Below are 26,160 nucleotides of genomic sequence, written 5' to 3'. Positions count from 1 at the left end.
GCCGGCTCTCCGCCTCATGCGGGCCGGCCTTCCGCCCCATGCAGGTAAGCCCCCCGCCCCCGTCCACGCCGCCCCACCGGAGGGGCGGGCGGGGGCTCCCTGTCCGCTCCCCGGGCGGAAGACGCAACAATGAGTCCATGACGGACTCCCTCGCTGACCCGCATCTGCGCTACTCCGCCCCCACCGCCGCGGGCGAACCGCGCGAGATCGTGATCCTCGGTTCCACCGGCTCGATCGGGACCCAGGCCATCGACCTCGTGCTCCGCAACCCCGACAGGTTCCGGGTGACCGGCCTGTCGGCCGCCGGCGGTCGCGTGGGGCTCCTCGCCGAGCAGGCGCGGCAGCTGCGGGTGCGCACCGTCGCCGTCGCCCGGGCGGAGACGGTGCCCGCCCTGCGCGAGGCCTTGGCGGCGCTGTACGGGGCGGAGCCGCTGCCCGAGATCCTGGCGGGGCCCGAGGCGGCCACCGAGCTGGCGCGGAGCGAGTGCCACACCGTCCTGAACGGCATCACCGGATCGATCGGCTTGGCGCCGACCCTGGCCGCCCTTGAGGTCGGCCGGACGCTCGCGCTGGCCAACAAGGAGTCGCTGATCGTCGGCGGCCCGCTGGTCAAGGCGCTCGCCAAGCCCGGCCAGATCATCCCCGTGGACTCCGAGCACGCCGCGCTCTTCCAGGCGCTGCTGGGCGGCACGCGCGCCGAGGTCCGCAAGCTGGTTGTCACGGCCTCGGGCGGGCCCTTCCGGGGCCGTACGAAGGCCGAGCTGGCCTCCGTGACCCGCGAGGACGCCCTCGCGCACCCGACCTGGTCCATGGGGCCGGTGATCACGATCAACTCGGCGACCCTGGTCAACAAGGGCCTGGAGGTCATCGAGGCGCACCTGCTGTACGACATCCCGTTCGAGCGCATCGAGGTCGTCGTCCACCCGCAGTCCTACGTCCACTCGATGGTGGAGTTCGTGGACGGCTCCACGCTGGCCCAGGCCACCCCGCCGGACATGCGCGGCCCCATCGCCATCGGCCTGGGCTGGCCGGAGCGGATCCCGGACGCGGCCCCGGCCTTCGACTGGTCCACGGCCTCCACCTGGGAGTTCTTCCCGCTCGACGAGGAGGCCTTCCCGTCGGTCGCCCTCGCCCGGCACGTCGGCGAGCTCGGGGGCACGGCGCCCGCCGTCTTCAACGCGGCCAACGAGGAGTGCGTCGACGCCTTCCTCGCGGGCGGGCTGCCGTTCAACGGGATTGTCGATACGGTCGCGGAGGTGGTGGCGGAACACGGCACGCCCACCACGGGAACCCGTCTCACCGTCGCGGACGTCTTGGAAGCGGAGGCCTGGGCACGCGCCCGGGCCCGTGAACTGGCAGCGCGGACGGCCCCGGCGGCGGCCCGTACCGCGAAGGCGACCTCGGAGGCCCGCGCATGACGACACTGATGACGGTCCTCGGGATAGTCGTCTTCGTGGTGGGCCTGCTCTTCTCGATCGCCTGGCACGAGCTCGGCCACCTGTCGACCGCGAAGCTCTTCGGCATCCGCGTGCCGCAGTACATGGTCGGCTTCGGGCCGACGATCTTCTCGCGGAAGAAGGGCGAAACCGAGTACGGCATCAAGGCCATCCCGCTCGGCGGCTACATCCGCATGATCGGAATGTTCCCGCCCGGAGCGGACGGAAAGATCTCCGCCCGCTCCACCTCCCCGTGGCGCGGCATGATCGAGGACGCCCGTTCGGCCGCCTTCGAGGAGCTCCAGCCCGGCGACGACTCCCGGCTCTTCTACACGCGCAAGCCGTGGAAGCGCGTCATCGTGATGTTCGCCGGGCCGTTCATGAACCTCGTCCTGGCCGTCGTGATCTTCCTCGGCGTGATGATGTCCTTCGGGATCAACACGCAGACGACGACCGTCTCCACCGTCTCCGACTGCGTCGTCGCGGCCAGCGCCCAGACGGACAAGTGCGGCAAGGGCAATCCGGACTCCCCGGCCAAGGCCGCCGGCCTCAAGCCGCGCGACAAGATCGTGGCGTTCAACGGGCACCGTACGGACGACTGGGCCACGCTCCAGAAGGAGATCCGCAAGACCACCGGCCCCGCCACGGTCACCGTCGAGCGGGACGGCGTCCGCAAGACCCTGAACGCGAACCTGATCTCCAACCAGGTCCAGAAGTACGACGGCAAGGGCGCGCCCATCAAGGGGCAGTACGTGACGGCCGGCTTCCTCGGCTTCGCGCCCGCCACGGGCGTGGTGCCGCAGACCTTCGGCCAGTCCGTCGACCGTATGGGCGACATGGTGCAGTCCGGCGTCGAGTCGCTGATCGCCCTGCCCAGCAAGATCCCCGACCTGTGGAACGCCGCCTTCGACGGCGGCGAGCGCAAGGCGGACTCCCCGATGGGCGTCGTCGGCGCGGCGCGGGTCGGCGGCGAGGTGTTCAACCTCGACATCCCGCCGTCGCAGCAGATCGCCACCATGCTGTTCCTGGTCGCGGGCTTCAACCTCTCGCTGTTCCTGTTCAACATGCTGCCCCTGCTGCCGCTGGACGGCGGGCACATCGCCGGGGCCCTGTGGGAGTCCGTGCGGCGCGCCTTCGCGAAGGTGTTCCGCCGCCCCGACCCCGGTCCGTTCGACGTGGCGAAGCTGATGCCGGTCGCCTATGTGGTGGCGGGAATCTTCATCTGCTTCACTCTTCTCGTCCTCATCGCGGACGTGGTGAATCCGGTTCGGCTCACTTAACGCGTTGTGTGGACAATCGCCCGTTTGTGGCGACCGGCCGCAGTGTGTGGCCGGTCGTCTGCGTTTGAGGGGTCTCCGCGGTGGGATGTGCTTCGAACGGATCGGGTGCCGTAATCTCGAAGCGGAGCCCGCCGATCTCGGGACCTTGATTCACACCTTGGGGTTGCTCGCCACATGACTGCGATTTCGCTTGGAATGCCTTCCGTTCCGATCAAGCTCGCCGACCGCCGGGTCAGCCGCAAGATCCAGGTCGGCTCCGTGGCCGTCGGAGGCGACGCACCCGTCTCGGTGCAGTCGATGACCACGACCAGAACGTCGGACATCGGCGCCACGCTCCAGCAGATCGCGGAGCTGACGGCGTCGGGCTGCCAGATCGTGCGTGTGGCCTGCCCCACGCAGGACGACGCGGATGCGCTGCCGGTCATCGCGAAGAAGTCGCAGATCCCGGTGATCGCGGACATCCACTTCCAGCCGAAGTACGTCTTCGCGGCGATCGACGCCGGCTGCGCGGCGGTCCGGGTGAACCCGGGCAACATCAAGCAGTTCGACGACAAGGTCAAGGAGATCGCCAAGGCGGCCTCAGATGCGGGCACCCCGATCCGTATCGGCGTGAACGCCGGATCGCTGGACCGGCGGCTGCTGCAGAAGTACGGCAAGGCGACGCCCGAGGCGCTGGTGGAGTCCGCGCTGTGGGAGGCCTCGCTCTTCGAGGAGCACGGCTTCCGCGACATCAAGATCTCGGTCAAGCACAACGACCCGGTGGTGATGGTCAACGCGTACCGTCAGCTGGCGGCGCAGTGCGACTACCCGCTGCACCTGGGTGTGACCGAGGCGGGCCCGGCGTTCCAGGGCACGATCAAGTCGGCGGTGGCGTTCGGTGCGCTGCTGTCGGAGGGCATCGGCGACACGATCCGTGTCTCGCTGTCGGCTCCGCCGGCGGAGGAGATCAAGGTCGGGATGCAGATCCTGGAGTCCCTGGGGCTGCGCCAGCGCCGTCTGGAGATCGTCTCGTGCCCGTCCTGCGGTCGTGCGCAGGTGGACGTGTACAAGCTCGCGGATCAGGTCAGTGCGGGTCTGGAGGGCATGGAGGTGCCGTTGCGCGTCGCGGTGATGGGCTGCGTCGTCAACGGTCCGGGTGAGGCCCGTGAGGCCGATCTGGGTGTCGCTTCGGGCAATGGCAAGGGGCAGATCTTCGTCAAGGGCGAGGTCATCAAGACCGTGCCGGAGTCGAAGATCGTGGAGACCCTCATCGAGGAAGCAATGAAGATCGCCGAGCAGATGGAGAAGGACGGCGTCGCCTCCGGCGAGCCCCAGATCAGCATCGCCGGCTGACCCTGCTGCTCCGCGCCCCGCACTCCGCGCTCCGTGCGCCCGGGCACCTCGCAGAGCCCTCAGTGCCCCGCCCCGTCCCGCACGGGGCGGGGCACTGCTGCTTCCCGCCCCGTGCGGCCGCAAGGGGGGTGCGTCCAGGAGGCTGGGAGGTACAGTTCCAAGACCTGTTCCTCCGGCCTCGGGCCCCGCGACGGTGAGGCAAATCCACACGTGCTGACGACGACCACCACGAAGGTCCTGGAGCCCGGCGACATCGAGGCCGCCCTCGGCGTCCTCGACCGCGACCCCGTCGCCAACGCCTTCGTCGCCGCCCGCGTCCAGGTCGCGGGCCTCGACCCCTGGCGGCTCGGCGGCGAGATGTGGGGCTGGTACTCGGGCGGCCGCCTGGAGGCCCTCTGCTACGCCGGCGCCAACCTCGTCCCCATCTGCGCGGGCCCCGAGGCCGTACGGGCCTTCGCCGACCGCGCGCGCCGCGCGGGGCGCCGCTGCTCCTCCATCGTGGGCCCCGCGGAGGCCACGTCCGCGCTCTGGTCGCTCCTTGAGCCCCACTGGGGCCCCGCGCGCGAGGTACGCGCCCACCAGCCCCTCATGGTCACCCGCTCCATGCCCGCCGACATCGAGCCCGACCCCCTCGTCCGCCGCATCCGCAAGGACGAGATGGAAGTGATCATGCCGGCCTGTGTCGCCATGTTCACCGAGGAGGTCGGCGTCTCCCCGCTCGCGGGGGACGGCGGTCTCCTCTACCAGGCCCGCGTCGCCGAGCTCGTGGGCTCCGGCCGCTCCTTCGCCCGCATCGAGGACGGCCGCGTCGTCTTCAAGGCCGAGATCGGCGCCGCGACGCCCCGCGCCTGCCAGATCCAGGGCGTCTGGGTCGCTCCCGAGTACCGCGGACGCGGCCTGTCCGTGACCGGCATGGCGGCCGTCCTGCGCTACGCCCTCGCCGAGGTCTCGCCCGTCGTCAGCCTCTACGTGAACGACTACAACACCGCCGCCCGGGCCGCCTACCGGCGCGTGGGCTTCGAGGAGACCGGCGCGTTCATGAGCGTGCTGTTCTGAGCCGCCGGTCCCCGCGCGCGGGGACCGTGCGGGTAGCCTCCCCGCATGGATGACATCGTGGTCGGGCCGCTCGACCTCGCCGCGCGGGTCGACGACGCGCTGGCCGTGCAGGCGCTGGCCTTCGGGCTCACCGCGGAAGAGGTCGCCGTACGGCGGCACATCGTGCTGCGCCACCTCGCCTCCCGCGGTGCCCGAGCGCTCGGGGCGACCACCCACGGGGGGCGCCTGGTCGGCTTCGTCTACGGGATGCCCAACGACCGCAGCCACTGGTGGTCGGGTGTCGTCGAGCCCTACCTGCGCGCCACGGGCAGCGAAGGCTGGCTCGACGACTCCTTCGTCATCACGGAGCTGCACGTCCACCCCGACTTCCAGAAACGGGGCATCGGCCGGGAACTCATCACCACCATTACCGACAGCGCCGCCGAGCCGCGCTCGATCCTCTCCGCCATCGACACCGAGTCCCCCGCCCGCGGCCTCTACCGCAGGCTCGGCTACCGCGACCTGGCGCGCCCCGTGCACTTCCCCAGCGCACAGAGCCCGTACGTGGTGATGGGGGCCCCGCTGCCGCTGCTGGGGTGAGGCACGGGGCTGCGGGGAGGGGGCGTACGGGCAGTCGGCGCGAGAACTCGTTTCAGCGGAGCGCCGGGCTGCCGCTAATCTCCTGACCATTCCCTACGCCCCGCCAGGAGACCAACGATGGCCCATGTCCAGCGCATGTCCACCACGCTGCTGAAGACACTGCGCGACGACCCGGCCGACGCGGAGACCGCCAGCCACAAGCTGCTGGTCCGCGCCGGGTACGTCCGACGCTCGTCCGCCGGAGTCTGGACCTGGCTGCCGCTCGGCAAGAAGGTGCTGGAGAACGTCTCCCGCGTGGTGCGGGAGGAGATGGACGCCATCGGCGGCCAGGAGGTCCTGCTGCCCGCCCTGCTGCCCAAGGAGCCCTATGAAGCGAGCGGACGCTGGGAGGAGTACGGCGATCTCCTGTTCCGCCTGAAGGACCGCAAGGGAGCCGACTACCTGCTCGGCCCGACGCATGAGGAGATCTTCACCCTCACGGTCAAGGACCAGTGCACGTCCTACAAGGACCTGCCCGTGATCCTCTACCAGATCCAGACCAAGTACCGCGACGAGGCCCGGCCCCGCTCCGGCGTGCTGCGCGGGCGCGAGTTCCAGATGAAGGACTCCTACTCCTTCGACACCACCGACGAGGGGCTCGCCGAGTCCTACCGCCTGCACCGTGAGGCGTACAGGCGCATCTTCGAGCGCCTGGGTCTCGACTACCGCGTCGTCTCCGCCGTCTCGGGCGCCATGGGCGGCTCCGCGTCCGAGGAGTTCCTGGCGCCCGCCGCGGCCGGCGAGGACACCTTCGTGGACTGCCCCCGGTGCGACTACGCCGCCAACACCGAAGCCGTCACTGTGGCCGTGACCCCCTCCGGCCCCGCAGACCACGGGGCCGTCGAGGAGCTGGACACGCCCGACACGCCCACCATCGAGACCCTCGCGGCCCACCTCGGCGTGCCGGCCTCCGCGACGCTGAAGAACCTCCTCGTGAAGGTCGACGGCGAGATCACCGCCGTGGGCGTGCCCGGCGACCGGGAGGTCGACCTCGGCAAGCTGGGGGAGCACCTGGCGCCCGCCGTCGTCGAGCTGGTCACCGCCGAGGACTTCGCGGACCGGCCCGACCTCGTACGCGGCTACGTCGGCCCCCAGGGCCTCAAGCTGCGCTACATCGCCGACCCGCGCGTGGCGCCCGGCACGGCGTGGATCACCGGTGCCAACAAGCCCGGCAAGCACGCCCGCAACGTGGTGTGCGGACGGGACTTCGAGGTGGACCAGTACCTCGACGTCGTCGTGGTCGAGCCGGGCGACCCCTGCCCCCGCTGTGGCGCGGGACTGGAGATCGGCCGGGCGATCGAAATCGGCCACATCTTCCAGCTGGGCCGCAAGTACGCCGACGCCTTCGGACTCGATGTCCTCGGGCAGAACGGCAAGCCGGTCCGCGTCACCATGGGTTCGTACGGCATCGGCGTCTCCCGCGCGGTGGCGGCCCTCGCCGAGCAGACGCACGACGAGTCCGGCCTGTGCTGGCCCCGTGAGGTCGCCCCCGCGGACGTGCACATCGTCGCCGCCGGCAAGGCGGTCCAGATCGAACTCGCCCTGGAACTCGCGGACAAGCTGGGCTCCGCGGGCGTCCGCGTCCTCGTCGACGACCGCACCGGCGTCTCTCCGGGCGTGAAGTTCACCGACGCCGAACTGATCGGCATCCCGGAGATCCTGGTGGTCGGCCGCGGGGCGCCTCAGGGGCTCGTCGAGCTGAAGGACCGACGCACGGGCGCCCGTGAGGAGCTGCCGGTCGCCGAGGCGATCGAGCGGCTGAGCGCGCGCCGCTGACGGCCCGCCAGGGACGGCCGGGGCCCCGTGCCCCGGCCGCATGGGGCGGAGCCGTGGAGCCGCATGGGGCGGAGACGGGAGCCGCATGGGGCGGGGCGCACCCGCACCGCATGGGGCGGTCACGACCTGAACACCGGAAACCCGGACGGCATCCGCGGCGGCCGGCTGCGCATGGGGCGGCCCGTCCGCACGGCATGAGGCGGCGGCCCGTCCGCACCGCACGGGGCCGGGCCCCGTCAGAGCATCCCCGCGAACTCCAGCAGGAGTTCGCCCCGTGCGCGCGCCCCGGAGGCGAGTTCGCGCATGCCCGCCTCCGCCGTGCGGAAGAGGGTCCAGCCGCGCAGCCGGTCGCGGTCGACGTCCAGGGCGTCGGCGAGCTTGGCTACGCGCCGCCGGGCGATGGCCGCGGCACCGGGGGAGGCCATCAGGGTGTCGACCCGGTCGCGTGCGAGCCACGCCAAGTCGTAGGCCCGCTCGCCCACCAGCGGCCTGGGGCCGACGGCCAGCCACGGGGCCCGCTCCCCGGCGAGCACCTTGCCCTGCTGGTAGCGCCCGTGCAGCAAGGACGCCGGCTCTTCGGTGCCGTTGCCGGCACCGGCGTCGGCCGTCAGCGCGTCCCGCAGCTCCAGGGCCTCGTCGACAACGGCTCGCGCGTCGGCCGCCCACGGCTCCTCGCGCTGCTCCCGCATGGTGCCCGCGAGCAGAAGCGTGTGGTCGGCCACCGAAGTAAACGGGTGGTCGTCCGCAGGACGCACCCACAGGCGCTGCAGCGTCGCCGTCGCCTCCAGCACGGCCTTCGCCTCCGCCAAGGACCGAAGGGTCACATCGGCCCGCAGCCGCTCCAGAAGGAGTGCACCCGCCCCGGGCTCCGCCTGGAGCACCCGGACCGCTCCCAGGCCGTTCCAGTGCGTCAGCGCCGCATGTTCCAGTGCGGTGGCTTCGTCCGGCGCTTCCAGCTTCAGTACGGCGCCCGTGCCGTCGGCCCGGCGCGCGAGGATGACGATGCTGCCCCGCCCGCCCGGTCGGTGCACCCGCTCCGGGGTCAGCTCCCAGCGCTCCGCGAACTCGTGCACCTGCTCCGGCAGCGAGGCGAGCCACTGGCGCCCCGCCCCGTCCGCCGGCCCGGAGCCCAGGGTCCGCACCAGCCGCTCCGGTGGTGCGAAGCGGTCGTCGGCGTTGCTCATATCCCTGTGCTGTCCTTTTCGTCCTTGCCGGTCAGGGGCGTTCGGGTGAACCGCCGGGCTTGCCCGGAGCCGTCCGCTCCGTGAGCCCAGGGAAGGCTACGCCGCCACCGCGCCAGCGCACCGCGCGCACTGCCGCCTCACGCAGCCCGCCCGCCGCGTCGAGCCGCAGGTCACCGCGGGAGGCGGCCACGAGATCGGCGTACACGGCCGCGACGCGCGCCTCCAGCTCCGCCGCCAGCCGTACGGCGGCGTCGGCATCCGGGACGGGGAACGGCAGCGCGTACCCGGCGGCCGCCGCCTCGGGCACGCCGCCCAGGTCCCGTACCGCCCGGCTCATCGCGTCCCGCCGGGCGCGGTGCGCGTCGTAGGCCTCCCGCGCCTCCGCCGCCCGCTCCTGCGCCACGCGCGCGCCGACGACCCCGTAGCCGTACACAGCGGCGTGCTCGGCCCCGAGCGCGGCCTGGGCCGCCCGCAGCGCCTGCCGCACGGCGGGGTCCTCGGGCGCCTTGGGGCTCGCCGTCTCCGTCATGCGTCACTCCTGAGCAGGTAGGCGTGGGCCGCGCCCGCGGCGGCCACGGAGGCGAGCAGCCGGGCCAGTTCGGGCGGGGCGGAGCCGAGGGCCTTGGTGCGGCTGTCCGCGGTGCGCCGTTCGGCGTCGGCCAGTGCGGCCAGGGCCCCCTTCTCGTCGCCCGGAACGCGGTCCGGAACGCCGTCCGTATGTGCGGAAGCGGACGCGCCTGAGGCGGACGCCCCCGGAGCGGCAGAAGACGACGATTCGGAGGATGACGACTCAGGTGAACCGGACGCCTTGGGCCCCTCGGACGCCTCGGATGACTCAGGCGACTCAGGCGACTCGGACGGCTCGGACGTCGTCCCGGAGGAGACCGAAGGGGCTGAAGAGGCCGCAGAGGCCGAGCCGTCCAGAGGACCGGACGCAGCCGGGGCCGTCCCCCCGCGCGGCGCGCCCGACGCCCCCCGCGACGCGCCGAAAGCCTCCGCATGGCGCGCCACTTCCTCCCGCAGCGGCCGCAGCCGCTCCGCGAGCGCCCCGTGCGCCGCGATCGTGGCGTCGTAGCGCGCGAGCAGCTGCGCGGAGTCGCGCCCCGCGGCGGCGCGCAGGCGCTCCGCCGCGGAAGGGCCGGAGGACGCCCCGGAGGCGCCCGAACAGCCGGTGAGCAGGGCCCCGGCGCCGGCGCTCAGCAGAACTGCGGCGCCCCCTGCCAGTACCCTGCGTCGGTGCGGGCCGGCCGGGCCCCGCGTCGTCGTTGTGAACGCCACGATCCTCTTTCCGCCGGTCCGGTCATGATCACCGCACGTGAGCGTACCGGCGCGCAACCCGGCGGCCGCGGACGAGGCACCGAATCGTCAGTCGGCTGCCGGAACAGATAGGCTTTGACCTGACACGCGACTTTCCCACAACAGCACACGCGGCCGAGGAGTCACCCGGATGAGCACCACCCAGAGCGAGCGGCTGCGCGAGCTGCTGGCCCCTCTCGTGAGCGCGAGGGAGCTGGATCTGGAAGAGATCGAGGTGACCACGGCGGGCAAGCGGCGTGTGCTGCGCATCGTGGTGGACTCCGATGCGGGCGTCGAGCTGGACGAGTGCGCGGAAGTCAGCCGCGCCGTCTCCGAGAAGCTCGACGAGACGGACGCCATGGGCGGCGCCCCGTACGTCCTGGAAGTCACCTCCCCCGGCGCCGACCGCCCCCTCACCGAGCACCGGCACTATGTGCGTGCCACCGGCCGTCTGATCAAGGCGCAGCTCACCGAGGGCGGCGAGCTCGTGGCGCGCATCGTCGCCGTGGACGACGAGGGGCTGGACCTGGAGGTCCCCGGGCTCAAGGGCCGCAAGCCCACCTCCCGGCGACTGGCCTTCGGCGAGATCGCCAAGGCCCGCGTGGAGATCGAGTTCAACCGCAAGGCCGCGGAGAAGACCGCAGGCGCGGCGGCAGAGGCCGCCGACGTAACCGACGAGAGCCAAGAGGAGGCGTAGCCGTGGACATCGACATGAGTGCCCTGCGGGGTCTGGTGCGAGAGAAGGAGATCTCCTTCGACCTGCTGGTCGAGGCGATCGAGTCGGCCCTCCTCATCGCCTACCACCGCACCGAGGGGAGCCGCCGCCGCGCCCGCGTGGAGCTGGACCGCGGCACCGGTCACGTGACGGTGTGGGCCAAGGAGGACCCGCAGGACCTGGAGGAGGGCGAGGAGCCCCGCGAGTTCGACGACACGCCTTCCGGCTTCGGCCGGATCGCCGCGACCACCGCCAAGCAGGTCATCCTCCAGCGTCTGCGCGACGCCGAGGACGAGATCACTTTCGGTGAGTTCGCGGGCCGTGAGGGCGACGTCGTCGCGGGCATCGTCCAGCAGGGCAAGGACCCGAAGAACGTCCTCGTGGACATCGGCAAGCTGGAGGCCATCCTGCCGGTGCAGGAGCAGGTCCCCGGCGAGGAGTACAAGCACGGCACGCGCCTGCGCACGTACGTCGTACGGGTGGCGAAGGGCGTGCGCGGTCCGTCCGTCACGCTCTCGCGCACCCACCCGAATCTGGTCAAGAAGCTCTTCGCCCTCGAGGTGCCGGAGATCGCGGACGGCTCGGTGGAGATCGCCGCCATCGCCCGTGAGGCCGGCCACCGCACGAAGATCGCCGTCCGCTCCACGCGCTCGGGCCTCAACGCCAAGGGCGCCTGCATCGGCCCCATGGGCGGCCGGGTCCGCAACGTCATGGCTGAGCTGCACGGCGAGAAGATCGACATCGTCGACTGGTCGGACGACCCCGCCGAGCTGGTGGCGCACGCGCTGTCCCCCGCGCGGGTGAGCAAGGTCGAGGTCGTGGACCTCGCCGCGCGCTCCGCCCGGGTGACCGTGCCGGACTACCAGCTGTCGCTGGCCATCGGCAAGGAGGGGCAGAACGCCCGCCTGGCCGCGCGGCTCACCGGGTGGCGAATCGACATCCGCCCGGACACCGAGCAGCCCGACCGGGAATCCGGCCGAGCCTGATCACGTTCACGATGCCGGGGCCCGTCTGTGCGGGCCCCGGCATCGTGGCCGAAACGCATACGTGCCCGATCACTGCCCCCCAGGGGTGGGGTGGGCGCGGGGAGGTAGACTGAAGAGTGTCTGGCCGGACGCATGCCCGCGCATGCCCTGAGCGAACCTGTGTGGGATGCCGGGAGCGAGCGGCCAAGGGCGATCTGCTGCGGATCGTGATGATCGAGGGCGCCTGCGTCCCCGACCCTCGCGGTACGCTGCCCGGCCGGGGTGCCTCCGTGCACCCCACACTGGTCTGTCTCGACCTGGCGGTCCGCCGCCGGGCGTTTCCCAGGGCCTTCAAAAGCCCGGGGCCGCTCGATACGGCGGAGCTCCGCCGGTACATCGAACAGATCGAACCGCAGTAGTTCGGCCCCGCGTCCGCGGGGTATGGCCCCACTGTAAGAAGCACGGCACGGGTAACCGTGCGGTCAGGTACCTCGCGAGTTGGAAGTAGGTCGAGATTGCGATGAGCACTCGATGAGTACGCGATGAGTACGCCCATGAAGTAGCGACGGTCCGGTGGACACCCCGGACCTAGAAGGAGCGAAGTGGCTAAGGTCCGGGTATACGAACTCGCCAAGGAGTTCGGAGTGGAGAGCAAGGTCGTCATGGCCAAGCTCCAAGAACTTGGTGAATTCGTCCGTTCGGCGTCCTCGACGATCGAGGCGCCGGTTGTCCGCAAACTGACTGACGCACTGCAGGGACCCGGCGGCGCCGGCAAGCCCGGTGCGAAGCCTGCGGCGCCGCGCAAGTCCGCGGCCCCCAAGCCGGGTGCCCCCACTCCGGGTGCGCCCCGCCCCGCCGCCCCCAAGCCGGCGGAGGCAGCTGCCCCCAAGCCGTCCCAGGCCGCGCCGACGCCCGGCCCGCGCCCGGGCCCGAAGCCCGCTCCGGCGGCTCCGGCCAAGCCCGCCCCGGTCACCCCGGTGCCCGCCGCGGAGTTCTCCGCGCCGGCCACGGAGCGCCCGGCCGAGCGTCCGGCTGCCGAGCGTCCGGCCGCGCCGCGCCCCGGCGCGACGCCCGGTCCGCGTCCCGGCGGCGCCCGCCCCGGTCCCGCCGGCCAGCGTGACGGCGGCCGCCCCGAGCGCGCCCCGCGTCCCGGTGGTGCGGGCGAGCGTGCCCCGCGTCCCGGTGGCGCCCGTCCGGCCGGTCCCCGTCCGGGCAACAACCCCTTCACCTCCGGTGGCTCCACGGGCATGGCCCGTCCGCAGGCCCCCCGTCCCGGTGGCGCCCCGCGTCCCGGTGGCCAGGGTGCCCCGGGCGCTCCGCGTCCGCAGGGCGGTCCCGGCGGTGCTCCCCGTCCGCAGGGTCCGGGCGGCGCCCGTCCGACCCCGGGCGGCATGCCCCGTCCGCAGGGTGCCCCCGGTGGCGCCCCGCGTCCCGGTGGTGCTCCCTCCGGCAACCGCCCGAACCCGGGCATGATGCCGCAGCGTCCGGCTGCCGGCCCGCGTCCGGGCCCCGGCGGCGGCGGTCGCGGTCCCGGCGGCGGCGCGGGTCGTCCCGGCGGCGGTGCCGGTCGTCCGGGCTTCGCCGGTCGTCCGGCCGGTCCCGGCGGCGGCGGTCGTCCCGGTGGTGGCGGCGGCTTCGCCGGTCGCCCCGGTGGCGGTGGCCCCGGCGGCGGTGGCGGCGGCTTCGGTGGCGGTCGTCCCGGCTTCGGTGGCCGTCCCGGCGGTCCGGGTGCCCGTGGCGGCACGCAGGGCGCCTTCGGCCGTCCCGGCGGTCCGGCGCGCCGTGGCCGCAAGTCCAAGCGTCAGCGGCGCCAGGAGTACGAGGCCATGCAGGCCCCGTCCGTGGGCGGCGTGATGCTGCCCCGCGGCGCCGGCGAGACCATTCGCCTGTCGCGCGGTGCCTCCCTCACCGACTTCGCGGAGAAGATCGGTGCCAACCCGGCGTCGCTCGTCGCCGTGATGATGAACCTCGGCGAGATGGTCACGGCCACGCAGTCCGTCTCGGACGAGACGCTGCAGCTCCTCGGCGGCGAGATGAACTACACCGTTCAGATCGTCAGCCCCGAGGAGGAGGACCGCGAGCTGCTCGAGTCCTTCGACATCGAGTTCGGTGAGAACGAGGGCGGCGAGGAGATGCTCGTCGCGCGTCCGCCGGTCGTGACCGTCATGGGTCACGTCGACCACGGTAAGACGCGACTCCTCGACGCGATCCGCAAGACCAACGTGGTCGCGGGCGAGGCCGGTGGCATCACCCAGCACATCGGTGCCTACCAGGTCTCCACCGACGTCAACGACGAAGAGCGCAAGATCACCTTCATCGACACCCCGGGTCACGAGGCGTTCACCGCCATGCGTGCCCGTGGTGCCAAGTCGACCGACATCGCGATCCTCGTGGTGGCGGCCAACGACGGTGTCATGCCGCAGACGATCGAGGCCCTGAACCACGCCAAGGCGGCCGACGTGCCGATCGTGGTCGCGGTCAACAAGATCGACGTCGAGGGCGCCGACCCGACCAAGGTGCGCGGTCAGCTCACCGAGTTCGGTCTGGTGGCCGAGGAGTACGGCGGCGACACGATGTTCGTCGACATCTCCGCCAAGCAGGGTCTGAACATCGACAAGCTGCTCGAGGCCGTCGTCCTCACCGCCGACGCCGCGCTCGACCTGCGCGCCAACGCGGAGCAGGACGCGCAGGGCATCGCGATCGAGGCCCACCTCGACCGTGGCCGCGGCGCCGTGGCCACCGTGCTCGTCCAGCGCGGTACCCTCCGCGTCGGTGACACGATGGTCGCCGGTGACGCCTACGGTCGTGTCCGCGCCATGCTCGACGACAAGGGCCAGAACGTCGAGGAAGCGGGTCCGTCGACCCCCGTCCTCGTCCTCGGTCTGACCAACGTCCCGGGCGCCGGCGACAACTTCCTCGTCGTCGACGAGGACCGCACGGCCCGCCAGATCGCCGAGAAGCGCGCTGCGCGCGAGCGCAACGCCGCCTTCGCCAAGCGCACCCGCCGGGTGTCCCTCGAGGACCTCGACAAGGTGCTCAAGGCCGGTCTGGTCCAGGACCTCAACATCATCATCAAGGGTGACGCGTCCGGTTCGGTGGAGGCTCTCGAGTCCTCGCTGCTCCAGCTCGACGTCGGCGAAGAGGTTGAGATCCGGATCCTGCACCGCGGTGTGGGTGCGGTCACCGAGTCGGACATCAACCTGGCGACCGGCTCCGACGCCATCGTCATCGGCTTCAACGTCCGCGCCGAGGGCCGTGCCACGCAGATGGCCGAGCGCGAGGGCGTCGACGTCCGGTACTACTCGGTCATCTACCAGGCGATCGAGGAGATCGAGGCGGCCCTCAAGGGCATGCTGAAGCCGGAGTACGAAGAGGTCGAGCTGGGTACGGCGGAGATCCGCGAGATCTTCCGCTCGTCCAAGCTGGGCAACATCGCGGGTGTCCTCATCCGCTCCGGCGAGGTCAAGCGCAACACCAAGGCGCGCCTCATCCGCGACGGCAAGGTCATCGCGGAGGAGCTCAACATCGTCGGTCTGCGTCGCTTCAAGGACGACGTCACCGAGATCCGCGAGGGCTTCGAGGGCGGTATCAACCTCGGAAACTTCAACGACATCAAGATCGACGACGTCATCGCGACGTACGAGATGCGCGAGAAGCCGCGCGGCTGAATCGCATAGCTCAACCCCGGGGCCGGTCGGCGGAGCATATTCCGTCGATCGGCCCCGGCCGTTGCGTGTACGGTTCGAAGAGCCCTACACCACAGCTGGACCTCACGCCTCCCGGGTGGGCTTCACCCGTTACGCATGTATGCAGGGACTCTGTCCTTCGACCTCCTCCTCGGCGACGTACGGTCGCTGAAGGAGAAGCGCTCCGTCGTCCGCCCGATCGTCGCCGAGCTGCACCGCAAGTACGCGGTGAGCGTGGCGGAGGTCGGCGACCAGGACCTCTACCGCCGGGCGACCATCGGCCTGGCGGCGGTCTCCGGGGACGCGGGGCACCTCACCGACCTACTGGACCGCTGCGAGCGCTGGGTCGCCGCACGTCCCGAAGTGGAGCTGCTCTCGGTCAGGCGGCGGTTCCACGGCGACCACGACGACTGAGCGCGTCACCGGCGCCACAAGCACAATGGACAAGAAGAAGGAGACGGACCAGTGGCCGACAACGCGCGTGCGAAAAGGCTGGCGGACCTCATCCGCGAGGTGATCGCCCAGAAGCTGCAGCGCGGAATCAAGGACCCGCGGCTCGGCTCGCATGTGACCATCACGGACACCCGGGTCACCGGCGACCTGCGGGAGGCTACGGTCTTCTACACGGTCTACGGCGATGACGAGGACCGCGCCAGCGCGGCCGCGGGCCTGGAGAGCGCCAAGGGCATCCTGCGCTCGGAGGTCGGCCGCGCGGCCGGCATCAAGTTCACGCCGACCCTGACGTTCGTGGCCGACGCCCTGCCGGAGAACGCCCGCACCATCGAGGACCTCCTCGACCGGGCCCGTGCCTCCGACGCCGCGGTGCGCGCGGCGTCCTCGGACGCGGCGTACGCGGGCGAGGCCGACCCGTACCGCAAGCCGGGCGAGGACGAGGACGACAAGGACGCTGCCGGCGAATGAAGCACAAGGAGACCCCGCCGGACGGCCTCGTCATCGTCGACAAGCCGGCCGGCTTCACCTCGCACGACGTCGTCGCGAAGATGCGCGGCATCGCGCGGACGCGCCGCGTGGGGCACGCGGGGACGCTCGACCCCATGGCGACGGGCGTCCTCGTCCTCGGCATCGAGCGGGCGACGAAGCTTCTCGGCCACCTCGCGCTGACCGAGAAGGAGTACGTCGCGACGATCCGCCTGGGGCAGAACACCGTCACGGACGACGCGGAGGGCGACATCACGTCCTCGGCCGACGCCTCCGCGGTCACCCGTGAGGCGATCGACGCGGGCGTGGCCAAGCTCACCGGCGCGATCATGCAGGTGCCGTCGAAGGTCAGCGCGATCAAGATCGACGGCAAGCGGTCGTACAAGCGGGCGCGCGAGGGCGAGGACTTCGAGATCCCGGCCCGGCCGGTCACCGTCTCGTCGTTCGCCGTCCACGCCGTGACCCCCGCGGAGGCCGCGGACGGCACCCCGGTGCAGGACCTGCTGGTCTCCGTCGTCTGCTCCTCCGGGACGTACGTGCGCGCCCTCGCGCGCGACCTGGGCGCCGACACGGGCGTGGGGGGCCACCTCACCGCCCTGCGGCGGACCCGCGTCGGCCCGTACGGGCTGGGCGAGGCCCGCACGCTGGACCAGCTCCAGGAGGAGCTGACGATCATGCCGGTCGCCGAGGCGGCCGCTGCGGCCTTCCAGCGCTGGGACGTCACGGAGGAGCAGGCGCGCCTGCTCGCCAACGGCGTACGGGTACGGGTGCCGCTCTTCGACACCACGGGGCCGATCGCGGCCTTCGGTCCGGACGGGCGCTTCCTGCTCCTGCTGGAGAACCAGGGCGGCCGGGCGAAGAGTCTGGCGGCCTTCGGCTAGAAGCCGGTCCGGAGGGGGCACGGCCGGCGCCTCGGCGCGGGGCCGTGCCCCCGAACCGTGGCATCGCCATACCTGCGGAGTGTGACGGCCATGCCTGCGGGGTGTGACGGCGTCGTGCGCCTCCGGATGCGGTGGCGCCGTGCCTCCAGGGGCACGCCGCGCGCATATGCCCCACCACCGTGGGGCGGGGAGCCGTCATCCGTCGCTCCCCGCCCCACGATCCCCCTCCTCCCGGTCGTCTATCCACACCGCTCCCACAATTCACTCCATTGGGCAGGCGCTCGGAGTGAACAGCGGGTGCGGAAGGGGGCGCGTTCCTGCGACGACCTGGTCCTGCCGATCATCCGCTGCCTACCGTCGGGGTAAGTGCACGGCGGGGAGGTTCGGCGGATGAGCGGTCGGCGGACCGATGTGGACGAGTTCCTGGTGCGCATCAGAGACCTCGCCGGGAGGCCGCGCGGTACGGGCTTCATCGCCGACGACCGCGGCACGATGATCACCAGCCATGAGGCCGTCGACGGCCTGGCGCGCCTGGTGCTGCTGGCCCCCGGCGACCGTACGTGCCTGGTGGGCGCCGAAGCGGTGACGCCCCTTCCGGGCTGCGACCTGGCACTGGTGCGCACCGAGGGCCTCGGCGTGGCCCCCCTGCCCGTCGCCGCCGAGGAGCGCATCGAGGACGGGGCGAGCGTCCGGCTGAGGGCGGGCCACTGGCAGCGCGCCCAGATCATCGGCGAGGCCCTCGTCACCTACACGGCCACGGACCGCTTCCACCTGCTCGACGCCGCCGTGGAGCTCTCCCTGGGCGAGCGAGACGGCCTGCGGCTCGGCGAGGAGGCCACCGGCGGCCCGGTCATCGACGCCCGTGCGGGGACAGTCGTCGCCGTCCTCGGTACCGCGCTCCATGCGGAGCGCCGCTCCGGAGGTTTCGCGATCCCGCTCCGTGCGGCGGCCGCGGCCTCCCCGGACGGCTCCCTGGCGGCCCTCCTGGAGCGCAACGCGGCCACCGTCCCCGCCTTCGGGCCCGACCTCAACCTCGCGGGCGCCCTCCAGCTGACGGCGACCTCCCTCGGCCCGATCATCACGGCGCGCGACTGGCGCGACCCCGTGGAGCGGCCGGAGATCGCCAGGGAGTTCACGCGCTTCCTGGATCCGGACGAGGAGCCCGCCGACCGCGCGGACGCCGACGCCGATGCCCCGGGGGACGCCGGCGAACGCATGCCGGAGGACGCCGACCGTCAGCCCGCCCCTGAACCGCCGCCCGACGGCCCCGCCCCGGAAGCCGGCCCCGCCCCGGGCGGGACGGGGGCCCCGGGCGTGCTGGTGGTGACCGTCCCGGCACGCGCCTGGCGCGGCACACCCGGCGGCGGCCCGGGCGGGCGCTGGATCGGTGATCTGCCCGGGGCGCACCATCCCGCCGATCCGCCGGAACCCGGTGGGTCGGCCCCTCCGGATCCGTACGACCTGGAGGAGCCGGACGGAGGATGTGGCCCGTCCGCCCCGGACGGCGCGGCAAAGGGCCCTGCCGCCGCCGTTCTCGGCCTCGTGGGAGGCCCCGGGACAGGACGCACGACGGAGCTCCTCTCGCTCGCCTCCCGGCGCGCACGGGGCCCCGAACCGGCCCCCACCCTCTGGCTGCGCGGCGCCGACCTGGAGGAGGGCGACAGCAGCCTGCGGGACGCGATCGCGCGAGCCCTCGCGGATGCCGCCCGGATCGTCACCGCCTCCGCCGGGGCGGCCGGCACGGTGGGCGACCCGGCCGAGGCCACTCCGGAGGCCGTGGCCGCGCTGGGGCACCGCGTGGGGCGGCCCCTCCTCGTCGTCCTCGACGGCCCCGAGGAGGTCCCCCCGGTCCTCGCCCACGCCCTGCCGGCCTGGACCGCGGCGACCGCCGCGTGGCTGGAGGAGACGTCCGCCCGGCTCGTCGTCGCCTGCCGCCCGGAGCACTGGGAGACGGCGGGTGACCTCTTCCCGCGCACGGCGCTGCACGTGTCCACTTCCTCGGCCACTCCGCGCAGCCTGCCGCCGTGCGTCAGCCTGACCGACCTGGGCCCCCAGCAGGCCGAGCGGGCCCGCGCCCTCTTCGGCATTCCGCCGGACGCCATCCACCAGGGGGACGCCGCCCACCCGCTCGCCCTCCGCCTGCTCTCCGAAGTGCGCGCCGCGCTCCCGGACGGCACCGCGCCGGGCGGCCGCACGGGCGAGGACGGGGCCCGGCCCCCCGACCGCTGGGACATCTTCTCCGCCTACCTGGACCTGGTCTGCCTGCGCATCGCCGTCCGGCTGGCGGCCGGGCGCCGCCCCGCGCTGCGCGGCACGGCGGTGCGCAGGCTCGCCGCACGCGTGGCCGGGCAGGTGCACGAGGCGGCCCGGAGGTGCCTCGGCCCCGGGCAGGGCGAGCTGGAGCGCGAAGCCTTCGAAGAGCTCTTCCCCTGGCGCAACGGCTGGGCCTCCGCCGTCCTCACCGAGGGCCTGCTCGTCCCGGCCGGCACCGGCTACCGCTTCGCGCACGAGGAGTTCGCCGACTGGCTGCAGGGCGCCCACCTCGACCTCGACGCCGCCCTGCACACCCTCGTCCACCGCTGGTACGAGCCCGAGGGCGGCTCCGGAGAGCACGACGCCCTGCCGTCGCGGCCGGGCGGGGGGCCCGCCCTGGAGGGCCACGTGCCGCCGCCCCCCGGATCGAGCCGCGCACCACGCTCGACGGCCGCGCGCCGCCGCAGCCGCCGCGCCGCCCGCCAGCGGGCCCGCAGGCCGCTGCCGGTGCCCCGCCACCGCATCGGCCCCGTGCTCCAGGCCCTGCTCCTCCTGGCACGCCGCTCCGGCCCGGACGCGCTCGCGCGCCGCCTGGGCGCCCTGGTCGACGCGGTCGCCGCGCTCCCTCCCTCCGACCGGACGGACGGTACGGACGACGAGCGCCGCCCCGTGCTGCCCGACCCCGCCTGGTGGGCGGCGCACCTCCTGGGGGAGACCCTCCTGCGCGTACCGGACGCCACCCCCTACCTGGGCGCCCTCCGGTTCCTCGCCGAGCGCCTCACGGCCCGCTCCCTGGCCCTGGGCGGCTTCGACAGCGGGGCGACGGGCTCCCTGGGCGGCCTGGCCGAATTCGGGCCCTGGTTCTGGCTCCGGCTGCCCCTCGGGCTCGCCGAGCGGCTGGACCTGCTGCGCCTGCTGCTCCCCGCCGACGCGCCGCCCCCCGGCCAGACCCCGTACCAGGCCCAGGCCCTGGAGAGCTCCTCCCCGGGCCCGGAGCAGTCCCGTCAGGCGCCCCAGCCGCCGCACACCGACCGCTTCCTGCCCGCCGTCATGACCGTCCTCGCCGAGGAGCCCTGCGCCGCGCAGGCCCTGCTGTGCCGCTGGTTCTCCGACGAGCGCCCCCTGCAGGCCGCCCCGTACGGCGATCACCTGAGGCTCACGGTCTCCACCGCCGCCCAGGTCCTGCTCCACACCCACCGGCACCGTGCGGTCGACGACCTCGCCGAAGCGCTCGTGGACGCCGCGCACCCGCGCGCCGACGAGCTCCTGGCCGCGCTCGCCGAGGACGAGCCGTCCGCCATCTGCCGGGCCGTGGACCGGTGGGCCCACGACGACCGCATCGAGCGGCACGTGGCGGCCGCCGCGTACGCCCTCAAGGCCGCCCGGCACGTCACCACGGCCGCCGACCGCGAGCTGCTGCGCTACTCGGCGCTCGCCCTGCTGGCCCGCCCCGCGGAGGGCGCCCTGCACGGCACCGCGCTGGCCCTCCTCGTCCGCGACCGGGAGACGCGCGCCAAGCACCTCCAGCGGGCCCTCGCCCTCTTCGCCGCCTGCGACCCGCACCTGCCGGCCGGCGCCCTGGCCCCCGCCCTGACCACTCATCCTGAACCGGTCCTCGCGGCGTACCGCGCGCGGCTGTACGTACGCGGTGACGGGCCCGGGGACGTCCTGCGCACCCTCGCCGAGGTCACCACGCCCGCCCTCGCCCGGCGGGCCGCGGCCCTCGTCCAGGAGTACGTCGAGCACCACCCCGAGGGCGCCGGGCTCGCCGCGGCCTTCGTCGACCGCCGGCTGGAGGAGGGCCCCTCGGCCCGCTCCGTCCTCTTCCCGCTCGTCGTGCACCTGCTCAGCAGCCGTCCGCCCCAGGTGCGCCGTGCCCTGGCCCCGGTCCTGGCGTTCCCGGGTACGCCGCTCTCGCGTCCGCTGCGCCAGGAGCTGCTGGAGGTGCTGCTGGAGCGCGAGCAGTACGGGCCCTTCGAGCGCGACGTCACCGTCCTGGACGCCCTGCTGCGCGCCGTGGCGGCGGGCGCGGGGGAGCGCACCGAGGCGCGCACCAGGGACCTCGTGCACCGCACCGGTCTGCTCATGGCCCGCAGCCCCGAGGGGGCGGCGTGCTTCGACCGCCGCATGGTGCAGCTGTCGCGGGAGATCCCCGTCTTCGGGGAGCAGGTGCTCCGCTGGCTGCGCTCCGCGCCCGCGCAGTGGGCCGTCGTGGTCGGCCCGCGAGCGCGTATCAAGCTCACCGCCTGGGCCGGGCCGGACGGCCCCGTGGGCGCAGCGGACCCGTCGGGAGCGGCCGGCTCCCCTGACCTGACAGTCAGTGGACCGGCCGATGCGGGGCGCCGAGAACCGGCATGGCACTCTTAGTCCTGCGTAATCGACAGACAAAAGTTCGGGTTCGGGCGAGGAGCGGGCACAGTGCAGCGCTGGCGTGGCTTGGAGGACATCCCCCAGGACTGGGGGCGCAGCGTCGTCACCATCGGCTCGTACGACGGTGTGCACCGCGGGCACCAGCTGATCATCGGGCGGGCCGTGGAGCGGGCGCGCGAGCTCGGGGTGCCTTCGGTCGTGGTGACTTTCGACCCGCACCCGAGCGAGGTCGTGCGGCCGGGCAGCCACCCACCGCTGCTGGCGCCGCACCACCGGCGCGCGGAGCTCATGACCGAGCTGGGCGTCGACGCCGTGCTCATCCTGCCCTTCACGGCGGAGTTCTCGAAGCTCTCGCCGGCCGACTTCGTGGTGAAGGTGCTCGTCGACAAGCTGCACGCCAAGCTCGTCGTGGAGGGCCCCAACTTCCGCTTCGGGCACCGTGCCGCGGGCACCGTCGACTTCCTGGCGGAGCTCGGCGCCACGTACGACTACGGCGTCGAGGTCGTCGACCTGTTCGTGAGCGGTGAGGCGGGCGGCGGGCAGCCGTTCTCCTCCACGCTGACCCGGCGCCTGGTCGCCGAGGGCGACGTCGCGGGCGCGATGGAGATCCTCGGCCGCCCGCACCGCGTCGAGGGCGTCGTGGTCCGCGGCGCGCAGCGCGGCCGCGAACTCGGGTACCCCACGGCCAACGTGGAGACCCTGCCGCACACCGCGATCCCCGCCGACGGCGTCTACGCCGGCTGGCTGACCGTCGGCGGCGAGTCGATGCCCGCGGCCATCTCCGTCGGCACGAACGTGCAGTTCGACGCGACGGAGCGCACCGTCGAGGCGTACGCCATCGACCGGACCGACCTCGATCTCTACGGGCTCCACGCCGCGGTGGACTTCCTCGCGTACCTGCGCGGCATGGAGAAGTTCGAGTCCATCGAGGCGCTGCTGCTGTGCATGGCGGGCGACGTGAAGCGGGCGCGGGACCTGGTGACCGCACACGAGAAGACGGCCGCCTGACGGCTGCCGCGGCTTCGGACGTACGCGAAGGGGGCCCCATGCGGCGATCGCCGCATGGGGCCCCCTTTACGCGTGCCCTGGTGACGGGGCGCCGGGCGCCCCGTGCGCGCTACTGCTGCGGGTAGCCGTAGCCACCCGGCTGTCCGGGGTGGCCCTGCTGTCCGGGCGGGGCGTACGGGCCCGGCTGCTGCGGCTGTGCGCCGCCGTACGGGCCCTGCGGGGCGGCGTACGGGTGGTACGGCGAGGGAGCCTGCTGACCGGGCTGCTGGGTCTGCTCGGGGGCGTACTGGGCGGGCATCGGCGCGGCCGGGGCCGCCTGCTGCGGCTGCTGCTGCGGTGCCGGCTCTCCGCCCCATACGCCGCGCTGCTGCTGGGCCCGGGTGAAGTCCTCCGCCACCATGGCCGAGAGGTTGAAGTAGGCCTCGCGGGTCTTCGGCCGCATCATCTCCAGGTCGACCTCGGCGCCGGTCGCCAGGTGCTCGTCGAACGGGACGACGACCACGCCGCGGCAGCGCTGCTCGAAGTGGGACACGATGTCCTCGACCTTGATCATCTTTCCGGTCTCGCGGACCCCCGAGATGACGGTGACGCTGCGGGAGACGAGCTCGGCGTAGCCGTGCGCATGGAGCCAGTCGAGCGTGGTGCTGGCGCTGCTCGCACCGTCGACGGACGGCGTCGACACGATGATCAGCTGGTCGGCGAGGTCGAGGACGCCGCGCATGGCGCTGTAGAGCAGACCGGTGCCCGAGTCCGTGAGGATGACCGGGTACTGGCGGCCGAGCAGGTCTATCGCACGCCGGTAGTCCTCGTCGTTGAAGGTCGTGGAGACCGCCGGGTCCACGTCGTTGGCGATGATCTCCAGTCCGGAGGGGGCCTGCGAGGTGTACCGGCGGATGTCCATGTAGCTGTGCAGACTCGGGATCGCCGACACGAGGTCACGGATCGTCGCGCCCGTCTCGCGCCGCACGCGGCGGCCCAGCGTGCCCGCGTCGGGGTTGGCGTCGATCGCGAGGATCTTGTCCTGGCGCTCGCTGGCGAGCGTCGCACCGAGGGCGGTGGTCGTGGTCGTCTTGCCGACGCCGCCCTTGAGGCTGATGACGGCGATCCGGTAGCAGGAGAGGACGGGCGTACGGATCAGCTCCAGCTTGCGCTGCCGCTCCGCCTCCTCCTTCTTGCCCCCGAACTTGAACCGCGGACTGGCGATCTGCTTCTTCGGCTTCGGCTTGTTGCGCAGCAGCCGCTCCGAGGACAGCTCCATGGAAGCGGTGAACCCCAGAGGGGCCCCGTGCACGGACCGCTGCCGCTGCTCCGGCGTCACCGTGGGCCAGCCGCCGGCGCGCGGGTCGGCGGGCACCCCGCCCTGCCCGCCGTCCCCGGTGGGCGGCAGGGCGCCGTCGGAGTACGGGGAGGGGGCGTACGGGTACGGGGCGGGGGCAGGGGCGGGTGCCGCAGCCGCCTCATGCGCGCCCGTGGGGCCCGGCTGGGCCTGCACTGCCGGCGGCAGCGCGGGAGAGCCGTCGAAGGGGCTCTGGGCGTGCGGGGGTTGCTGCGGGTCGGCCTGGGGTGCGGGGGCCGGTGCCGGGGCCTGCTGGGGGTCGGGGTGCGGGAGGCCGTCGAAGGCCGGCGGCACCGGGGCCCCGTGCAGCTCGGGACGCGGAGCACCGTCGAGCGCAGGAGGCACGGGCGCGTGGGGCGCGGGGACCTCCGGGCGCGGATACCCGTAACCGCCCTGCGGCATCGAGGCGTTCGGCGCCGCATGGGGCGCGGCGGCCTGCTGCGGCCCGGTGAGACCTTGCGGCGACGGGACGGCGTCCTGTGCCGGGGGAAGGGCGGGAACGGCCTGCTGCGGCTGCGCCTGGGGCGCCGGGAAGGCATGGGGCGCCGGAGCCGGTACAGCGACGGCCGCCCCATGCGCGTCGGGCCGCGGGTAGCCGTAGCCGCCCTGCGGGGCGGGAGCGCCCGCGTACGGGGCCAGGGCCGCGCTGTCGGGTGCGGCGTGGGCATCGGGCTGCGGGGAGCCGTCGAGCGGCGGCGGCACGGGCGCCCCGTGCGCGTCCGGGCGCGGGTACCCGTAGCCGCCCTGCGGCGCCGCGGGGTTGAGCGCGGGCGGCACGGGGGCGCCCTGGGCGTCGGGCTGGGGGAAGGCCGCCGCCGGAGGGTAGGGCGTCGGCGTCAGGCCGTTCGGCGGGACGGGCGCGGCGGCGGCCCCATGCGCAGCCGACGGCGCCTCTGCGGGCGCCTGCTGCGCCTCAGGGGCGGCAGGCACGGCGGAGCCGGCCTCCTGGGCCGCGGCGTACGGGCCCGGGACGGGCGGGAAGCCCTGCGGCGGCATGGGGGGAGGCGCAGGCATCTCGGAAGGCTGCTGTGCGTCCGGCACCGGAGCCGCAGGGGCGAAGTTCGGCGGGAGGGGAGGCAGCGCCGCCTGGGGCACCGGCGGCGGGGCCCACGCGGCCGCCTGCGCGTCCTGTGCCGCTTCCGCGGGCTCGTCGTCCGCACGCCCGGCGACCCTGTCGCGCAGCGCGGCGGCGGAGAACCGCATGGTGCCCTCGGGGCGCGGGGCCGCCTGCCCTGCCTCGGAGGCCGCATCCGTGCCTTCGGAAGCAGGCGCGGCCCCGGAGTCGTTCCCGGGTGCCGCGTACGAGCCCTCCGTGGGGCCCTCTCCGGCCTTCTGGTCGTCAGCAGGGGTGTCGGTGACGGGAGAAGCGCTTTCGTCCTCTGTGCGGCTCGTGCCGGCGCCGAGGCGGCTCCCTGCGTCGGAGCCCGTACCGGCCTCGTGCCCCGGGCCCGTGGCCGACTCGGCGCGGGCCTCGTGCCCGGCCGCAGCGTCTGCGTCACCCGGGGCGCCGGCAGCGCCCTGTCCGGCGACGCCGTCGGGGGCAGCCTTTGCGCCCTCCGCATCGGGGGTCGTCGCACTCGGCACGGAGGCGGCTGCCTCGCCGCCCCGTGCCGCGATCTCGTCCTGCAGTGCCGACGCGGAGAACCGCATCGTGGCAGGGCTCTGCGCCCCGCCCGCCGCAGCGGTCTCCCCGGAAGCCGCCTCCGCCCGGTCGCTCCGCGCCTCGGCGGAGGGCGCAGGCGGCATCCCCAGCGGTTCGCCCGAAGGCGGGGGAGGAGTGGGCTGCTGCGCGCCACCCCCGGTGCCGCCGGGGCCCGCCGTGGCAGCCGCTGCGGAAGAGGCATTCTGCGTGTACCAGGCAGGTGGCGTGTAGTCGATGGTGAACTCGCCCATGGTGTCGGGCTCGTGATCGTGACCGGCGTCGGACCGGTCCCCGCCGGCTGCGGACCCGCCTGCGCGGATCTCGTCCCGATCGCTGCTCACATTGCCTCCTGGTGTGGTCTAGCGCCCATGAAGTGCCTGTCGGGCC

General features: G+C 73.5%; 19 protein-coding genes. 15 read left to right on the top strand and 4 right to left on the bottom strand.

What is annotated here, in order from left to right; genetic code table 11:
• The first annotated feature begins 137 nt into the window (after nucleotides 1-137).
• The 6 genes from dxr to NQU55_RS02235 all read left to right on the top strand — a co-directional run bounded on the left by dxr (nucleotide 138) and on the right by NQU55_RS02235 (nucleotide 7,498).
• Nucleotides 138-1,418 carry a 1-deoxy-D-xylulose-5-phosphate reductoisomerase gene (gene dxr, locus NQU55_RS02260; RefSeq protein ID WP_168090866.1) on the top strand — a complete coding sequence of 427 codons (1,281 nt, stop codon included), beginning with the start codon at nucleotides 138-140 and terminating at the stop codon, nucleotides 1,416-1,418.
• On the top strand, nucleotides 1,415-2,716 hold the full coding sequence (locus NQU55_RS02255; RefSeq protein WP_168090867.1) for a M50 family metallopeptidase: 1,302 nt from the start codon (nucleotides 1,415-1,417) through the stop codon (nucleotides 2,714-2,716). Before dxr ends, NQU55_RS02255 begins: the two co-directional genes overlap by 4 nt.
• Before the next feature lie 174 nt (nucleotides 2,717-2,890).
• On the top strand, nucleotides 2,891-4,048 hold the full coding sequence (ispG, locus tag NQU55_RS02250) for a flavodoxin-dependent (E)-4-hydroxy-3-methylbut-2-enyl-diphosphate synthase (RefSeq protein ID WP_256789527.1): 1,158 nt from the start codon (nucleotides 2,891-2,893) through the stop codon (nucleotides 4,046-4,048).
• A gap of 210 nt (nucleotides 4,049-4,258) precedes the next feature.
• Entirely contained in the window at nucleotides 4,259-5,104 is an 846-nt protein-coding gene (locus NQU55_RS02245; protein ID WP_168096776.1) for a GNAT family N-acetyltransferase, read from the top strand.
• Nucleotides 5,105-5,149: 45 nt separating this feature from the next.
• Entirely contained in the window at nucleotides 5,150-5,683 is a 534-nt protein-coding gene (locus NQU55_RS02240) for a GNAT family N-acetyltransferase (RefSeq protein WP_168096775.1), read from the top strand.
• 117 nt (nucleotides 5,684-5,800) lie between these two features.
• On the top strand, nucleotides 5,801-7,498 hold the full coding sequence (locus NQU55_RS02235; RefSeq protein WP_256789524.1) for a proline--tRNA ligase: 1,698 nt from the start codon (nucleotides 5,801-5,803) through the stop codon (nucleotides 7,496-7,498).
• Between the two features lie 236 nt (nucleotides 7,499-7,734).
• Here NQU55_RS02235 and NQU55_RS02230 read toward each other — a convergent pair whose 3' ends face one another.
• Genes NQU55_RS02230 through NQU55_RS02220 form a run of 3 tightly spaced genes read right to left on the bottom strand, consistent with a single transcriptional unit; the run spans nucleotide 7,735 to nucleotide 9,960 of the window.
• Nucleotides 7,735-8,682: an aminoglycoside phosphotransferase family protein gene (locus tag NQU55_RS02230; protein WP_168095792.1), complete on the bottom strand. Its 948-nt coding sequence runs from the start codon at nucleotides 8,680-8,682 to the stop codon at nucleotides 7,735-7,737.
• Nucleotides 8,683-8,713: 31 nt separating this feature from the next.
• Nucleotides 8,714-9,211 (bottom strand): ferritin-like domain-containing protein, encoded by a 498-nt coding sequence (locus tag NQU55_RS02225; RefSeq protein WP_168095791.1) that lies wholly within the window; start codon nucleotides 9,209-9,211, stop codon nucleotides 8,714-8,716.
• Nucleotides 9,208-9,960: a hypothetical protein gene (locus tag NQU55_RS02220; protein WP_168095790.1), complete on the bottom strand. Its 753-nt coding sequence runs from the start codon at nucleotides 9,958-9,960 to the stop codon at nucleotides 9,208-9,210. The genes NQU55_RS02225 and NQU55_RS02220 overlap by 4 nt, the downstream gene beginning before the upstream one ends.
• Before the next feature lie 169 nt (nucleotides 9,961-10,129).
• Between NQU55_RS02220 and rimP the strand changes: the two genes are divergently transcribed.
• The 9 genes from rimP (at nucleotide 10,130) to NQU55_RS02175 (ending at nucleotide 22,795) form a co-directional block, all read left to right on the top strand.
• Nucleotides 10,130-10,675: a ribosome maturation factor RimP gene (rimP, locus tag NQU55_RS02215; RefSeq protein ID WP_168095789.1), complete on the top strand. Its 546-nt coding sequence runs from the start codon at nucleotides 10,130-10,132 to the stop codon at nucleotides 10,673-10,675.
• Nucleotides 10,676-10,677: 2 nt separating this feature from the next.
• Complete coding sequence (gene nusA / locus NQU55_RS02210; RefSeq protein ID WP_058046529.1) at nucleotides 10,678-11,679, top strand: transcription termination factor NusA; 1,002 nt, start codon at nucleotides 10,678-10,680, stop codon at nucleotides 11,677-11,679.
• A gap of 116 nt (nucleotides 11,680-11,795) precedes the next feature.
• Nucleotides 11,796-12,077, top strand: coding sequence for a YlxR family protein (locus NQU55_RS02205; protein ID WP_168093908.1), 282 nt, complete (start codon nucleotides 11,796-11,798; stop codon nucleotides 12,075-12,077).
• Between the two features lie 183 nt (nucleotides 12,078-12,260).
• Complete coding sequence (gene infB / locus NQU55_RS36735) at nucleotides 12,261-15,326, top strand: translation initiation factor IF-2 (RefSeq protein WP_168093907.1); 3,066 nt, start codon at nucleotides 12,261-12,263, stop codon at nucleotides 15,324-15,326.
• A 135-nt stretch (nucleotides 15,327-15,461) separates the two neighbouring features.
• Nucleotides 15,462-15,758 carry a DUF503 domain-containing protein gene (locus tag NQU55_RS02195; RefSeq protein WP_058046532.1) on the top strand — a complete coding sequence of 99 codons (297 nt, stop codon included), beginning with the start codon at nucleotides 15,462-15,464 and terminating at the stop codon, nucleotides 15,756-15,758.
• Nucleotides 15,759-15,809: 51 nt separating this feature from the next.
• A complete protein-coding gene (rbfA, locus tag NQU55_RS02190; RefSeq protein ID WP_168093906.1) occupies nucleotides 15,810-16,265 on the top strand; it encodes a 30S ribosome-binding factor RbfA in 456 nt (151 codons plus the stop codon).
• The gene (truB, locus tag NQU55_RS02185; protein ID WP_168093905.1) at nucleotides 16,262-17,164 is read left to right on the top strand and encodes a tRNA pseudouridine(55) synthase TruB; all 903 of its coding nucleotides are present in this window, start codon (nucleotides 16,262-16,264) and stop codon (nucleotides 17,162-17,164) included. Before rbfA ends, truB begins: the two co-directional genes overlap by 4 nt.
• 390 nt (nucleotides 17,165-17,554) lie before the next feature.
• Nucleotides 17,555-21,784, top strand: a complete 4,230-nt coding sequence (locus NQU55_RS02180) for a S1 family serine peptidase (protein WP_168093904.1) — start codon at nucleotides 17,555-17,557, stop codon at nucleotides 21,782-21,784.
• Nucleotides 21,785-21,835: 51 nt separating this feature from the next.
• Nucleotides 21,836-22,795, top strand: coding sequence for a bifunctional riboflavin kinase/FAD synthetase (locus NQU55_RS02175; RefSeq protein WP_168093903.1), 960 nt, complete (start codon nucleotides 21,836-21,838; stop codon nucleotides 22,793-22,795).
• A 109-nt stretch (nucleotides 22,796-22,904) separates the two neighbouring features.
• Here the strand turns inward: NQU55_RS02175 and NQU55_RS36730 are convergent, their stop codons facing one another.
• A complete protein-coding gene (locus NQU55_RS36730) occupies nucleotides 22,905-26,114 on the bottom strand; it encodes an SCO5717 family growth-regulating ATPase (RefSeq protein ID WP_256789521.1) in 3,210 nt (1,069 codons plus the stop codon).
• Between the last annotated feature and the right edge of the window lie 46 nt (nucleotides 26,115-26,160).

The sequence above is a fragment of the Streptomyces telluris genome (assembly GCF_024519335.1).
Classification (GTDB): Bacteria; Actinomycetota; Actinomycetes; order Streptomycetales; family Streptomycetaceae; genus Streptomyces; species Streptomyces telluris.
Note: the sequence above shows the minus strand (reverse complement) of the source record. Positions and strands in the feature narration are given on the sequence as shown.